General features: G+C 57.8%; 10 protein-coding genes. 5 read left to right on the forward strand and 5 right to left on the reverse strand.

Annotated elements, in window-relative coordinates; genetic code table 11:
• Positions 1-328: 328 nt before the first annotated feature.
• From EV688_RS07085 to EV688_RS07095, 3 genes are all read right to left on the reverse strand, one after another.
• On the reverse strand, positions 329-3,430 hold the full coding sequence (locus tag EV688_RS07085; protein WP_117315710.1) for a DEAD/DEAH box helicase: 3,102 nt from the start codon (positions 3,428-3,430) through the stop codon (positions 329-331).
• A 203-nt stretch (positions 3,431-3,633) separates the two neighbouring features.
• On the reverse strand, positions 3,634-4,209 hold the full coding sequence (locus EV688_RS07090; RefSeq protein WP_117315708.1) for a zinc ribbon domain-containing protein: 576 nt from the start codon (positions 4,207-4,209) through the stop codon (positions 3,634-3,636).
• Positions 4,210-4,807: 598 nt separating this feature from the next.
• Entirely contained in the window at positions 4,808-5,677 is an 870-nt protein-coding gene (locus tag EV688_RS07095) for an alpha/beta fold hydrolase (protein WP_117315706.1), read from the reverse strand.
• A gap of 185 nt (positions 5,678-5,862) precedes the next feature.
• On the opposite strand from EV688_RS07095, the gene hflK reads away from it, so the two are divergent.
• The 3 genes from hflK (at position 5,863) to EV688_RS17670 (ending at position 9,585) form a co-directional block, all read left to right on the forward strand.
• Positions 5,863-6,855 (forward strand): FtsH protease activity modulator HflK, encoded by a 993-nt coding sequence (hflK, locus tag EV688_RS07100; RefSeq protein WP_205686522.1) that lies wholly within the window; start codon positions 5,863-5,865, stop codon positions 6,853-6,855.
• Complete coding sequence (gene hflC / locus EV688_RS07105; RefSeq protein WP_117315702.1) at positions 6,852-7,793, forward strand: protease modulator HflC; 942 nt, start codon at positions 6,852-6,854, stop codon at positions 7,791-7,793. The genes hflK and hflC overlap by 4 nt, the downstream gene beginning before the upstream one ends.
• A gap of 73 nt (positions 7,794-7,866) precedes the next feature.
• On the forward strand, positions 7,867-9,585 hold the full coding sequence (locus tag EV688_RS17670; RefSeq protein WP_117315700.1) for an Atu1372/SO_1960 family protein: 1,719 nt from the start codon (positions 7,867-7,869) through the stop codon (positions 9,583-9,585).
• A gap of 68 nt (positions 9,586-9,653) precedes the next feature.
• Here the strand turns inward: EV688_RS17670 and EV688_RS07115 are convergent, their stop codons facing one another.
• Positions 9,654-9,899 (reverse strand): hypothetical protein, encoded by a 246-nt coding sequence (locus EV688_RS07115; RefSeq protein ID WP_117315698.1) that lies wholly within the window; start codon positions 9,897-9,899, stop codon positions 9,654-9,656.
• A gap of 156 nt (positions 9,900-10,055) precedes the next feature.
• Between EV688_RS07115 and EV688_RS07120 the strand changes: the two genes are divergently transcribed.
• Positions 10,056-10,964, forward strand: coding sequence for an AEC family transporter (locus EV688_RS07120; protein WP_240624260.1), 909 nt, complete (start codon positions 10,056-10,058; stop codon positions 10,962-10,964).
• Positions 10,965-10,968: 4 nt separating this feature from the next.
• Here the strand turns inward: EV688_RS07120 and EV688_RS07125 are convergent, their stop codons facing one another.
• Positions 10,969-12,300 carry a M24 family metallopeptidase gene (locus tag EV688_RS07125; RefSeq protein ID WP_205686520.1) on the reverse strand — a complete coding sequence of 444 codons (1,332 nt, stop codon included), beginning with the start codon at positions 12,298-12,300 and terminating at the stop codon, positions 10,969-10,971.
• Positions 12,301-12,551: 251 nt separating this feature from the next.
• Here EV688_RS07125 and EV688_RS07130 point away from each other — a divergent pair, with 251 nt between their 5' ends.
• Positions 12,552-15,278 (forward strand): M14 family zinc carboxypeptidase, encoded by a 2,727-nt coding sequence (locus EV688_RS07130; RefSeq protein ID WP_162883821.1) that lies wholly within the window; start codon positions 12,552-12,554, stop codon positions 15,276-15,278.
• Positions 15,279-15,405 lie beyond the last annotated feature (127 nt).

Here is a 15,405-nt window from a genome sequence, read left to right on the forward strand (position 1 = left end):
ATTGATGACGTCATGGGTGTTCTCCTGTGGGTGACCAGGAGAACGGTATCGTGATGTCAGGCTACTGAATACGACGCCTCAGAATGAGCGGTTACCTCGGTGAGAGACGTTACGGCTGCACGGCTGCGTCCGCGCCACCCTGGAATCGGTTGACTGGTTCAACAACCGCAGGCTTCTGACTGCGATCGGCGATACCCCCCCGCGGAACACGAAGCAACGTATTATCAAACAGGAAACCGGGTCGCGGAGCCTGACTCAAACCAAAGAGCCTCCGGAATGCCCGGTGCGATTCACCAGCCATTTATTGGATGGATGAGCGCGATAAATGCTAAGCGGGTCGGGCGTGTTCAAATAAGTGAGCGGGCATTGGATGTTCCAGCTCCCAGACCATCGAAATTGGCCTATCACCTTCATAGGACAGCAAATCTCTGACAGGGCCTAAAAACACAAACGGCGACGTTTCCTGGCCTTGACGCTTTTTAAGGCGGGCGAAAAACAATATGACATAACCTCTTTCCTTAAAATGAATATAGCCCTTGCCACCCTGACTAGCTTGAGAGGTCCCCGACTGACTTTGCCAGTGGAGCTTGGTACGACTGATCGGGTAATCCTCATATCGAGTTGTTGGAGAGAAATCTTGTTCTTCCTTTTGAAACGTAACGAGGTTCACATAAAACCTATTCTCTTGAGAGTGGAAGGCTCCGACACCCGTGGGGCCCGAGGCATCTATCGTAGCCAGGTCCAGAAGCGACTTGATTTCCGCTGAGCCGTACTCGGCATGAAGCCGGAGTCGATGTCCCGAAGGCAACTGAATTTCGGGCATGATCGTACTTGCTCTTGAAAGACACCAATTCGCGATTTCGGCCGCATCATTCACGAGCGTGGGATTGGAATTCCATTTTGCAATTGACTCCGCAACAGATGAAACACCAATTGCAGAACCTTTCTTGCCCCAGAGGAGATAGTGCAGCGCTAAGCCGATCCTCGCATCATCAAAACCAGCTCCCGCCTCTCGATGAGGTATTTTTGAAACTGCTTGCAGGAGTAAAGGATCTGTTCGTAGTGCAAGTCTGGATAGCGCCTTTCTACCCTCCGATATATTTGCATCGTCTGGAGGCAATTCGTGGAAAGCTTCTGCTTTCCACTCAGACCAGGTCTTCTTTCTCAAGACATCGGTGGCTTCCAGGCCCGTCTCTTCGATAAACGATCCAAACCGCAAGGACTGTTTTGACTCGTGCTTCCAGGTACGGATCGTTTCCGGTATGAAGTTATTCAAGTCGTTTAGAACAGATTTAATTTTCTTAAGGACTTCGTCCCTTGCCACTCGCTCGAGCTGAATATTGCATCCCGCTGGCAAACTGGGAAACTCCTGCTCCACCTCTTTGTCAAGCCGCATACGGCCGTCAGAAAGCAGCGCAGCGAACTTCCTATCCAGGCGGTATCGCCTATGGGTCTGGCCGACAAAATCGAGCACTGTCAGACATTCCTTTCCCGGTGCATGGCGAAGACCCCGCCCGAGCTGTTGCAAGAAAACTGTCAGGCTCTCTGTTGGCCGAAGGAACATTACAAGATTGATTTCCGGGATATCGACACCCTCGCTCAACACATCGACCGTAAACAGGAAAACTATGGTTCCATCTCTGAAATCGCGCAACCTCTGTTGCCGAGTGTCCGATGGTGTGGTCCCAAGAAGCACTTCAGATGGAATACCGGCGGTCCGAAAACACTCTGCCATGTATTCCGCGTGTTTTACGCCAGCACAAAAACCGACGCCCTTTATCTCCGACAAGTCGGGCTGGTAATTTTTGAGAGCCTGAAGAATCAGATCAATGCGCTGTCGAGCACGAAAATCATCCCCTGTTAAGACGGCTTCAATCTCGCCGGAATCGTACCTTCCGTTGGACCAAAATCGTTCCTCGCTCAAATCTACAGTGTCGGTTACACCAAAATAGTGAAAAGGGCATAACAATCGCTCCTCCAACGCCTCAGGCAAGCGGATCTCCGCTGCGTACCGGCCACCGAAGTCTGACAATATCGAACTTCCATCCATACGCTCCGGCGTAGCCGTCAGACCCAGCAGTAACTCGGGGCGCAAGTTATTGATAATGGGGCGATAGCTACGGGCAGGTAGGTGATGAGCTTCATCGATCACTACGAATTTGAAATGGCGACTGTCGAGAGATTGCCAAGCCATTCTGGCACTTAGACTTTGTACTGACGCAAATACCTGCTGCCACTCAACAGGCACCTGGCCATCTACAAGCAGTTCGCCGAAATTGGCATCACGGAGTACTGTCCGAAAGCAGCTCTGCGCCTGCTGCAGAATCTCTTTCCTGTGCGCAACGAACAACAGAGTTGGTAGCTCCCCTTCCTCCTCAGCGAAGCGACGATAATCTAGCGCAGAGATTACCGTCTTACCTGTCCCTGTCGCCGCAACGACAAGATTTCGCTTTTGTCCATTTTCTCGTGCAGCTGAGAGAGCCTCCAATACTCGTTCCTGGAAGGGTCTGGCGGTGATATCAGCAAAAAAAACCGCCGTACCTGTATCTCGCGCCCGGGCGCGCCCGATGGCCGTTCTAAACCTCGCAAAGTCCTTATCAAGAAACAGTTCAAATTCTGGGCTGTCCCAATAAGCCGAGAACTCTGCAGAAAATCGATCCAGAACATGTTTCATGTCTTGTTCGGTGATCTTGACTGTCCACTCCAGGCCACTGGTCATCGCTGCATGAGACATATTTGCGGAACCAATATAGGCCGTGGAATACCCCGTTTTTCTGATGAACTGGTAGGCTTTCGCGTGTAGCCGCGTGCCACTCGTATCGTAGGATAGACGAACCTCAATATTGGGCTGTGAGGCAAGCCACTCAAGCGCCTCGGGGTCACTGGCACCCATGTAGCTGGTAGAAATTATTCTGATCGGAACACCCGAAGCCGCCAGCGAATCGAAGGCCGGGCGCAATAACCTCAGCCCCGACCATTTGACAAATGAAACGAGTATCTCGACGCGATCAGCGGTCGCCATCTCTGCACGTAGTTCGTGTTCCAGGGGCGGATCCCCGCGCTGGCCGGTGAGCAGCATGCTGGTGGAAAGTGGCGTAGTAGGTCGCACACTCTTCCGCTGGCCGCTCTGAACTTCTAGCAGGAGTTGCTCTTTCTTTGCGAGTATTTTTCGCTTTACCAGGTATTGCAGCCCATCTGTTTCAGATACCAGCTGAATAATCCGATTGACCAGCGCGAGTCTCCCATCGGGCTTCTCGTGCCGCAGTGCTTGCTCCAGAACGTCAAACAGAAACCGGGAATACGTATGGGGCTGTGACTCATCGTCGATCGACCTTAATATCGCTTTTACCTCTGGCTTGAAATCCAAGAGCTCTTGGAGTTCCTCGTCCAGCAAGCGCTCATAGAGGCCAATCGGTAGGTCTGTCGTCATTATCCCGCCATTTGTTGGGCTGCGAACGAATAGGCATTACCGCGAGCGACCATCCAAAAATATTGCCAGTCCTTCAGAACAAGCTGGCAGACGCGGTGTGCTCGGTGCGTCGAATCGGCGGAGCGGACCTTCTATTCAATTGAATGCGTTTTCGTAAAATTTTAGCCTCAGTCTTGTGTGCGATTTATTCTGCCATCGTATTACTATAAATCCTGATACGCGAACACCCGCACTTTCACTCCGCCATCTTCGCGAGTGTCGATAATCTGGAGCACGTCACCAGCAACGGCTTGGCGCAGTTCTGAATCATCCTCCTTCACTCGTAGGCCTTCGCCAACAAAGTTCCATCGCACAACATCATCATAGATTCTGCACCGAAACTGATGCAGTTTATTGTCGCTGGGGCGCTTGTAATAAACGAAAGTCATCCCGGCTGCATGGCCGTAAGTCTCGATGATCGCCGGATCTTTGCCCATCACCGTGGCTATCGCTGCGCGACACATCTTGTCTGTATCAAACGAGGGCTTTACTGGCGCAGATTGTATCGGAGCGACCGGATTGGGCGACTCAGCCGGCGGGCTAGAAGCTTGCTGGGTATTCGACGAGCTACCTTGGAAAAGGATATATAGAAAGCTTAACCAAAAAGGCGCGGTTAATATCCCGAGAGTTACCAATACCTTATCTACAAATCCCATCTTTAATTCCGCACCACAATTCGGGCAGGATTTTGCTGTATCGGAAACTGCTTTCCCGCATTCTTTGCACTTTTTTAAAGCCATGAAACTATCCGAAATCTCTACATGCCGAGGTCCACCCAGCGTTTGCTGGAACTTCAAAGCAGACAATGTGTTGGATTTGTAGTGATCTTCGCTAATGCACGGATGTTTTTCTACAAATATTGGAAGTGTTGACTTCGGTTTCTGAGTGACGAGGAGTAACGTTTCGAGGTTTTCCTAAGCCATGAAGGCATGGAGACCTCGGAGTCCAAGACCCTGACTTCTATGTCGCACCCATCAAGCACATGTTAGCTACCCTGGACCCAGAATTATTGCGGGAAAATCGTAACGCGTCGTCTCCGCGAGTTGAGCGATTTCCAAGGTCACCACGACATTACACGTCAGTGTCTTAATGCTGGCTCACATTAACAAGTCAAGCCAGCCGAAAATTCGGTAACCGACCTCGCTCCCACAGACCTTTCAAAAACGTCGCGACGTGGTGGCAAAATAAGGCGGCGTGCCACCGCGAGACCCTGTTTTTAATTGAAGACTTCTGACTTTATCGCAGTTAATCCAAAATTACTGATCGATGCAGCTCTCCCTCGGTAAGGACACAGGACCGACGGAGACGGCTGTGAAGTGGCGCCGCAGACGGCGTCAGTCAGACCCATTTCAGAATCGCTTCGGCAACCGCACCAGGCTTCTGATGGTGCAGCCAGTGATCCGCGCCTGCGATCTCCACGCGAGTCAGGTCGGGAGCGTATTCCTCCAGCCCCTCGGTCGTTTGCGGCAACAGAGCGGTGTCCTCTTTACCCCAGATAAGCAGGTGCGGACAGCGGATTTGCACCCGCTCGGCGTCGAACGAAAGCCCCTCTGTTGCCTCGTTGGCACCGCCAAGCCGGAGCGGCGAAGCACGGTACCAGTTGACCATACCGCGCAGTCCCGCAGCGTCGCGCCAGGCGGCCTTGTAGCCGGCCAACGTTTCACCCTCCAGCCAGCTCATATCCATATTGGCGGAGAACAGTGCCGTCAGGCGCGCAAAATCATCGGCCGCCAGCGTATCCTCCGACCCTTCGCGCCGCAGAAAGTGAATGTACTGCGAGGCGTTTGTCTGCGCTCCGCCCCTGGCAAGCTCCCTCTGGAACGTGGCCGGGTGCGCGCCATTCAGAATAATCAGCCGATTCACCAGGTCAGGACGCGCAATCGCCAGCGCGTAGGCCACCGACGCGCCCCAATCGTGGCCCAGGAGAATCAAGGGCTCATCCCCAATCAGTGCCAGAACATCGGACACCAAAAGCGCGGTCTTGTACTGCTCAACCTCCCCCGGCCGCCAGCTCTGGCCATATCCGCGCTGATCCGGCGCGATGCAGTGAAAACGCTTGGCGAGGAGTGGCGCGAGGTCGTTCCAGGCGCCGGAATATTCCGGAAAACCGTGCAACATGAGCAATCGGGGCGCGCCGCGTTCCCCCCAGTGCCGCACAAGGAAATCTTCTCCGTCCAGGGTGACCGTTTCCTTCCAATGTGCCGGCATGGTGCTCTCGCTCCTTCAATATCCCTCTGAGGCTAACAGATCAAACCAGCGGTTTTCCCAGTTTTCCGTACAAAACCGTCACTGACGCGTAGACTATGATGATGTTTAATTGGAGTTCGGGAATGATCCAGCCTGCAAGAAACAATGGACAAGGACCGGCGGGACCACCCGACCTGTCTGAGTTAATGAAGAAATTCGCCAGCGGCGGACCCTCGGGCGGTCGTGTTGGCGGCGCTATTATCGGCATCGTCATACTCCTCCTGCTGGCCTGGGGGACGGTGACGTGCTTCTACACGGTACAGCCGGAGGAACGGGCCGTGGTGAAACGGTTCGGTTCCGTGGTCGGCATTACCGACCCCGGCCTGCATTTCAGGCTTCCCTTCGGCATCGACCAGATTCAGCTGGTGGCCACCGAACGCGTGCTCAAGCAGGAGTTCGGCTTTCGCACGCGGGATACCCGTCAGGGCGAGCGCTCGACCTACAGTGCCGCCCAGTTTGAAGACGAGTCTTTGATGCTCACCGGCGATCTCAACATGATTGACGTGGAGTGGGTGGTCCAGTACCGCATTGATGACCCCATCAAGTTCCTGTACCAGATGCGCGAACCTACCCGGACACTGCGCGATATTTCCGAGTCGGTCATGCGCCGTATCGTCGGCAACATGCTGGGTTCCGAAGTGTTGACCATCGGCCGCGTGGAGATCCAGCAGAAGGCCGGTGAAGAGATCCAGGAAATCCTCAACCAGTACGATGCCGGCATTCGCATCAGTACGGTCGAAATGCAGGACGTGGTGCCACCCCCGGCCGTGCAGCCGGCATTCAACGAGGTCAACGAAGCACGCCAGGAGCGGGAACGGATGATCAACGAAGCGCAAAAGCGCGTTAACCAGGAGATTCCCAACGCCGAAGGTACTGCCCTGCGCACCGTGGCCGAAGCCGAGGGCTACGCCACGGAACGGGTGAACCGGGCCGACGGCGAGAGCATACGCTTCAGTGCCGTACTGCGCGAATACCAGCAGGCGCCCACGGTCACTCGCACACGACTCTACCTGGAAACCCTGAACGAGGTGTTGCCAAGGATTGGACAGGTACTGGTCGTTCAGGAGGGGCAGGTGGGACCGCTGCCCCTGCTCGATGTCAACAGGCAGGAAACGCGTGCCACTGGAGGTGACCGATGAAAACCACACTGCTCATGATCGTCGTTGCGCTCGTCGCTATGTTTGGCTACGTGACCCTTTACACAGTAGATGAAGCCGAGCAGGCCATTGTGGTCCAGTTCGGTGAACCGATCGGTGATGTGGTCGATGAGCCGGGCCTGAAGTTCAAGCTGCCCTGGCAGAACGTGCGCTATTTCGACAAGCGCCTGCTGGTCTGGGACGGCGACGTCACGCAGATACCCACGCTTGGCCGCGAGTTCATTCTCGTGGATACCACCGCGCGCTGGCGCATCACCGATCCGCTGCTGTTCCTGACCAGCGTCCGCGATGAAGCCGGTGCACGCACGCGCCTTGATGACATCGTCGACTCCGTAGTGCGCGACATGGTCTCGTCCACCGAGCTGGAAGAGATCGTTCGCTCCAAGGACTGGGAGGTCGATGTCGACGAACTGGAGGATCCCGCGCTGGCCGAGCGCAGTGACGTCAACCTGCAGAAGCAGCCCAAGCTGGGTCGTGAACTGCTGGAAGCCGGCATTCTGGAACGGGCCCGGGATTCCATGCCAGACCTGGGTATTGAGCTTGACGATGTGCGTATCAAGCGCGTCAATTACATTGAATCCGTACGCCGCCAGGTGGAAAGCCGCATGACCGCCGAACGGCAGTCCATCGCCGAACGTTTCCGCTCCGAAGGCCGCGGCCGCAGCCAGGAAATCCTCGGCAACATGGAACGCGATCTTCGGCGCATCCGATCCGAGGCTGCACGTGACGCCGAGAAAATCCGCGGCGAAGCCGATGCCGAAGCGACCCGGATTTACGGTGAGGCTTTCGGTGCGGATGCGGAGTTCTACGCGTTCTTCCGCACACTGGAAAGCTACCGGGCTCTGGGGGAGAACAGCACCCTTATGCTGAAGGCCGACTCCGACTTCTTCCGCTATCTGGAAAAGGCACAGGTTCAGTAGAGGTAGGGGCGACCACTGTGTGCTTTCCAGTCATCCCCGATTTCCCATCACCCGTTTGATACAGGAAGCTCTGATGTCACGATTTTCACTCGCGCTTGTCTCAAGCCTCATCACCCTGACGTCGCTACTGCCCGCGTCGGCAGGCGCCGAACGCGCGGCGCGCGACGTTTCCGAGACCGAAGCCCTGGCGCTGCATGCACGCGTCCTGACCCTCGATACGCATGTGGACATCGGAAATGGCTATGCGACCCATGTGCTTGACCCAGGTGGCTTCACACGGGCACAGGTGGATCTTCCAAAGATGCGGGCGGGCGGTCTCGATGCCGCATTCTTCATCGTTTACGTGGGACAGGGCCCCCTTGACACGGCGGGCCTGACGGCGGCGCGGGCGGCGGCGGAAGAGAAATACCGGGCGATCAGTCGCATGCTTCGCGCTTACCCGGAACAGATCGGCCTTGCGCGCACGGCAGACGAGGTGGAGGCAATCCACGCGGACGGTCGACGGGTCGCACTCATCGGCATGGAAAACGCCTATCCGCTTGGCGAGAGCGTCGCCGAGGTGCCGCTCTGGGCTGAGCGTGGTGTGCGCTACATGAGCCTTACCCATATTGGCCACAATCAGTTCGGGGGCAGCTCCAATCCCCGCGCTGACCTCGGTGATGATCAACGCAATGAGGCGATCACCGGCCCTGGGCGTCAGCTGGTCGCCGCCCTGAACGATCACGGCATCCTGGTCGACGTTTCGCACGTTGGCAAGTCGACTATGCTGGAGGCCATAGCGCTGTCGCGCGCGCCGGTTATCGCCTCGCACTCGGGCGCCAAGGGCGTTTTCGACAATCCACGCAACCTGGATGACGAACAGCTTGAAGCAATTCGCGCGAATGGCGGCGTCGCTCAGATGGTGGCGTTCCGTGGCTACGTGGCTGAAACCGACAGGAGGATTGCTGAAGGTCAGGCAGCGCTGCTTGAGCGCCTTCTTCCGGATGGCTGGACGGACGCAACAGATGAGCAGCGCGAGGCCTACCGCCGTGAACTGGCGGCGTTGCGCCAGACCTACACCGACGTGACGCTGGCGCAGTTCGTCGATCACATTGACTACGCGGTCGATCTCATCGGCGTTGAGCACGTCGGCATCGTTTCAGATTTTGACGGCGGTGGCGGCGTTGAAGGCTGGGACGATGCCAGCGAAACCGCAAACGTCACCCTCGAGCTGATGCGGCGCGGCTACACTGAGGATGAAATTCGCGCGCTCTGGGGCGGGAATGTGCTGCGTATCCTGCGCGCCGCCGAATCCGCTCGCGCATCAGAACAGGACAATGATCCGGAAGCACGACTGGCGGAGCTTGGGATCACACTGCCACCTGCCCCCCAGCCCGTTGCCAACTACGTGAACGGTGTGCAGACCGGCAATCTCATTTTTCTTGCCGGAAAAGGCCCAAAACGCGCCGATGGCAGTGAGGTCACGGGCAAGCTGGGCGCAGGCGTGAGCATCGAGCAGGGCTATGAGGCCGCGCGGCTGACGGCGATCAACCAGCTGGCCGTCCTCAAAGCAATGCTCGGCGATCTCACTCGCGTCAAACGGGTCGTCAAGGTCCTGGGAATGGTGAATTCCGATCCGGATTTCCTGCAACAGCCGGCAGTGATCAACGGCTTTTCGGATCTTATGGTCGAGGTTTTCGGTGAACGCGGTCGTCACGCCCGGGCAGCGGTGGGCATGGCCTCCCTGCCCCGAGGCCAGGCTGTGGAAATCGAGATGATTGTCGAAATCGAGCCCTGGCGGACCACACGGTAAAGAGAGGTTAACGAACGGGCCTCGTCAAGTGCTTTGCCAGCTCACCGCCAAAAACAGGATGGTCTGAGTTAATCGTCCACCAGAAAACTGTCAGCCGTTTGCCCCCGCCTTGACATCTCTTCCGCGATATCGCGCATGATCGCAAACACCTTGAAAATCTCGGCTTTATCCGCATCGGTAATTGATGTCATGTCACAGTTGAAGCCAAACTCGTGATACAGGTAAGGATCACTCGTGCGTAAAGGCCCCATATCCACGCATGCCTGTATCGCGGCGCGCAGTACGGCGCTATCCAGATTTACGGTGTCTTTCATGCTGCTGAGCTCCAGATCTCGTTGCGGTGTCGGGCGCCATTGCCGCATACACCGATAGCAAGCGCAAGTGTGGAGGCGCAATCAATGTTACGGTGAAAGCGTGCCACGAAGTTCAGCTCGTGTATCCTGCGGCAACTTTTCTTCTGAAAATCCGTGATGACCTTCGTCCTTGCACTCCTGCCCGTTATTGCCATCGTCTCCATCGGCCACTTCCTTGCCTACCGGAACACCCTGACGCCCGAGGGCTGGCGCGGCATAGAGCGGCTTTGTTACGTGCTGCTGTTTCCCTGCCTGATCATCCGGGTACTGGCGACCGCCCCGTTCGATGGATCGCCGTGGCGAATCGCCCTGGCGCTGATCACAGCGCAACTGGTGATGGCAGGTATGGGTCACGCAGCACGCTTCTCGCCAGGCATAGCGAGACCCGCGATCGGCTGTATCATCCAGTCGAATGTCCGCTGGAATACCTTTGTGGCGCTGTCTCTTGCGGGGACGCTCTATGGCGACGCCGGTCTGGCACTCACCGCCATCGCAGCAGCAGCCATGATCCCGACTGCGAACGTTATCTCGGTCCTGGGCTTCAGCCGGTACAGCGACAGGACGACCACACCTAATCCTCTGCTTGAGCTGTTCCAGAATCCCCTGGTGATTGCCTGCATTATTGGCGCACTCTTCAACGTCAGCGGCTTCACCATCCCGGCTGTTGCTGACAGGGTCATCGAAACGCTCGCCTCCGCCGCGCTGGCACTTGGGCTACTGGTCGCCGGCGCAGGCCTTGACCTCGACGCACTCAAGCACACCGGTACCAGAACGGTTTTCTGGTCGCTGGTGCGGCTTCTCATGCTGCCGCTCATGGCTGTCAGCCTCGCGCTATGGCTCGGCGTACAGGGCACGGGTCTTGCGGTGGTGGCTATCGCCGCCGCCACACCAACCGCCACAAACGGCTACATACTCGCCCGCCAACTGGGTGGCGATGCGCCTTTCATGGCCAATCTGATTGCTACGCAGACCGTGCTTGCCATCCTGACAATGCCGCTGGTGATGTGGTTGTTTGATCTGGTCTAGTGGGCTATTTGATCAGGAAGAACGCTTCCTGACGGGGACGGAAAAACCGGTAACCCTCCTCTGTCAGGTAGGCCACATCCTCCATCATGATAAAAACTTCCTGACCGTCCCACTCCGGCACCGGCGTCAGGGTGTTCAACTCGATTGAAATCCACGAGTTCGGGCGCAGGGTCCTGACGGCTGCCGCCTCATCGCCACGCTGCGCCGAGCGAAAATCGATACCCGGGCCAAGACCGTGACCGTGATTGCCTACCGGGTGCGAGTAGATCTGCGCCTGGATACCCTGTTCCTCCATTGCCGCCATCGTGCGGGTGTAAACCTCACCTGCTTCCATACCCGGCCGCGCGATCCCCATCATCGTATCCTGCAGCGTGTTGGTGTTGCGCATCGCCGCCTTGAGTCCGGGAGGTGCGTCGGTCTCCCCCTCGCGCAGTATGTAGCCCTTTTTCTGCCAGTCCGTATCAAAGCCCATATAGCTGATGCCGAAGTCGATCACGATAACGTCGCCGCGCTCGAGCAGCACCGACTCATCGGCTACGTGCAGAAAGCCGCGGGACATCCTGTTCGGAACACCGCGTTTCTGCACCCGCAGATCAGGCTGGAACCAGGTGCGCACACCCCATTTCCAGATCTGGTCGTAGAGGAAATTGCGCACATCACCCACGGTGGTCACGCCCGGCGTGATGGCTTCATTGGAGAGCGCCCGACGGACGATATCCTCGGTAACGTGGGTAGCGTGGGTGTAGTGCTCGTGCTCCTGCGGAATACGGGTATCGAGATACTCCTCTATGAGATCGGCAGCGCTGACAAAGCGGGCGGTTGCCTCCTCACCCATGATCTCGCTGATCTCGTTGTAGGTGTCCCAGGTCAGCCCGCGCTGCTGGCCATGCTTGCCGCCAATGTTCAGCGCAATGCGCTGCGGCTGATGCTCTGCATACAGCTCGGGCAGTACCTCTTTCGATGGTCTCGGCTCGATAGGCGATTCGAAATACTGGCGCAGGCGCTCTTCAGCAAAGCCCGTGATTGCCACGGCGCGCAGGCCCGCGTCGCCAGCGTCGATAAAGACAAAGTGATCCCGCCCGCCGGTGTAGGGACGTGGCGGTGCAATGAACTGGGTGACCGGGTCATCATGAAACTCCTCGTTGACCACGATCCACATATCAACCTCATGCTGGCGCATCATGTCCAGCAGCATCTCGTGCCGCTGGAACAGCCATTGCTCACGAATCTGCATCTGCTCGCTGAAGGGCAGCAACGGTGCCGGCAGCTCCGCAAACGTCGCGCGCGCGGGTAACAGACAGATGGCCAGCAACGTCATAACTCGGGAAGACAGCAAGATAAAGCTCCTTTTTCAGCGCGGACGAGTATTAAGGCCTGCATCGACAGAGCATGCCGGTACGTGAATACTATCACCGCGGATGCCCATGCGCTCTTACCGCTACGCTGCGAGGGCCGGACCTGACTGACGGGTTTTGACCCGTCAACAGACGCACGGTAATCTCAAGTCACTTGTCCCGGGGCGCGTCGCCCCTCAGTCGGCCTGCGGAGATTGTCATGTCGTTATGCAGATTGCGCAAAGTTACGTTCATGGTATTTCTTGCTGCATCCCTCATATCTATTGCCTCATTTCGAACAGCGGCACAGACCGAGAGGCAGGCAGACTCCATCCCCTCCCCCGAGGAACACTTCGGCCATGTCATGGGCGCCGACGGCCAACTGGCTGACTGGAACAGGCTGGCAGCGTATTACCGTCTCATTGAAGAGCGCAGTGACCGGGTCGTTGTGCGGGAAATGGGACAGAGCACCCTCGGCAAACCGTTCTACGTTCTTTTTATTTCCAGCCCGGAGAACCTTGCGCGACTGGACGAACTGCAGCGCTATAACGCTATCCTCACCGACCCGAGAGGCTACAGCGATGCCGAAATTGAAGACGCCCTGGAACAGGGGCGCGCCGTAGTCGCCCAGAGCTATGGACTGCATGCTTCTGAGGTAGCCGCCACGCAGGCCAGCGCAGAGCTGGTGTGGTCCATGGCCACGCGCAATGATGAGGACATGCAACAGATTCTCGATGAAACCGTCGCCATCGTGTTTCCCTCAATGAACCCGGATGGCACCACCATGCTGGCGGACTGGGTGGACGAGACCCGGGGCAGCGAACACCAGGGCGCGGGGCAGCCTTCGCTCTATCATCCGTACATCGGGCATGACAACAATCGCGATGCCTATATGCAGAATACGGCGGAGAGCGTCTGGGTCAGCCAGATTCTGTTCCGGGAATGGACGCCTCAGGGCTACATTGATCACCACCAGATGGGAGCGTATGGACCGCGCATCTACGTACCGCCCTACGCCGAGCCGATCCGGCCTGACGCGGACCCGCTGGTCTGGCGCGAGATGGCCTGGTGGGGCAGTCACATGGCCTATGACCTGGAGTCCTCGGGTCGCGACGGCGTCGCCGGCGCCAGCATCTACAGCGGCTGGGGTCATTTCGGGTTCCACTGGATCACCCCATTCCACAACATCGCCGGCATGCTCACCGAGTCCGCCAGTGCAAACCTCGCCTGGCCTCTCTACGTTCATCCGGACCAGCTCGAGGGCCGGCCGGGACGCGGTCTTCCCGAGTACAAAGCCCAGGTGACGTTTCCGAACCCGTGGCCCGGCGGCTGGTGGAGGGTTCGCGACATCGTTGAGCAACAGCTCACCGCATCCATCTCGGCTCTGGATAACGCTGCCAGGAACCGTCGCACGGTGCTGCGCAACCATTACCTGAAGGCAACGCGGCAGATACAGCGCGGAGAGCGGGCGGAACCGGTACACAATGGACCGACCGGAGACCTTGCCGCCTTCGTGATTCCCGCCGAACAGCACGACGCATCGGCCGCTCACGAAATGATCGAGAAGCTGCTCCTTCAGGGAATTGACGTACAGCAGGCCACAGAGGATTTTGTGCATGAAGGCCGGGCTTACGGGGCGGGGTCATGGATTGTCTCGATGGCGCAGCCCAAGCGGGGATTGATTCGCTGGCTGCTTGGACAGACGTATTACCCGGACAACAGCTATACCCGTTACCGCGACGGTTCGCCGATCCGTCCCTATGACCTGTCCAGCCACGTTCTGGCCGAGTTCATGGGCGTGACGGCCTATCCGGTGGCAACGCACGTCACCGCCGCCGCAGGCAGACTGGAGCCTGACTTCAGCGTAGCCGTGAGGGGCGGGTTGCCCTATGTCACCTCTGGCATTGAGCCGACGGGCAGCGTGAAGGCCGGGGACTTTGGCTATCGGCTCGACGGGCGTCAGAATGCCGCGTTCGCAGCGGTGAACCGTCTCTGGGACGATGGGGTGAGCACAATCCGTCGCATCTCGGCGCCAGCACCATCGGAGAACCTCGACCGTGATGCGCCTGGGGCGCGCTCCAGTAACGGCCAGCGAACCGGTGATTTTGTCCTTCCTGCGGTGGTAGATGTCGACCGCTTGCGTCGTGTGGCCAGCGCCACGGGGGTCTCGTTTGAGCCACTGAACGAGGAACCAACGACGACGGTCCCCGTCACGCGTAAGCGGGTCGGCATGTACCAACGCTACTACGGCGGCAACATGGATGAAGGATGGACTCGCCTGGTGCTGGAGCGCTTTGGCTTTCCTTACGAGACGCTGCTGGATGCGCGTATTCGCAGCGGCAGGCTGATTGACGATTACGACGTTATTATTCTGCCCGAAGACAACCCCATCATCATGAAGGGACCCGGAGACGGAGAGCAGCTTGACGGCTACCTGGCCCGCGCAGTCGCGGCCGCACCGCCGGCGTATCAGAGCGGCTTCGGCAAGGAGGGTGTGAAGGCACTGGAGCAGTTCGTGCTTGATGGCGGCACACTGATGACCTTCGGCGAATCCGGCACCCTGGCCATCGACGAATTTGACCTTCCGGTGCGCAACGTTGTCGCTGGCCTGGATTCCATGGAGTACTGGTCGCCGGGTTCCACGTTGAAGGTGCATGTCGACGTCGAGCACCCGCTTGCATGGGGCATGTCCTCAATGGCCTATGCGTTGCTCTGGGGTGGGCAGGCTTACACGGTGGTTCCCACGGCCCGAAATGAAGATGCCGCCCGGGTGATAACATTCCCCGACGCCGGCGAAGACAGGGGAAATCTCCTTCGCAGTGGATGGCTGATCGGCGAAAGCGTGCTGTCGCAACGCGCCGCAATGCTCGATGTTAGCCACGGTGAAGGGCGAGTGGTTCTGATCGGCTTCAGACCCCAGCATCGAGGTCAGACCTGGGGGACTTTCAAGGTTGTGTTCAATGGAATTATGGGTGAGTAGACCTGGGGAGGCCGAGGACGCGCGCCAGCGCCGCGCTTCCTCGGCCCTGGATAGTGGCCGCATTCTTGTAGCTCATTCCCACTATCTGGTATAGACTACGTCCGCGAATTTCTGATGGTCGCCTTAT

Origin of the sequence: Chromatocurvus halotolerans, assembly GCF_004340525.1 — a bacterium.
Lineage (GTDB): Bacteria > Pseudomonadota > Gammaproteobacteria > Pseudomonadales > Halieaceae > Chromatocurvus > Chromatocurvus halotolerans.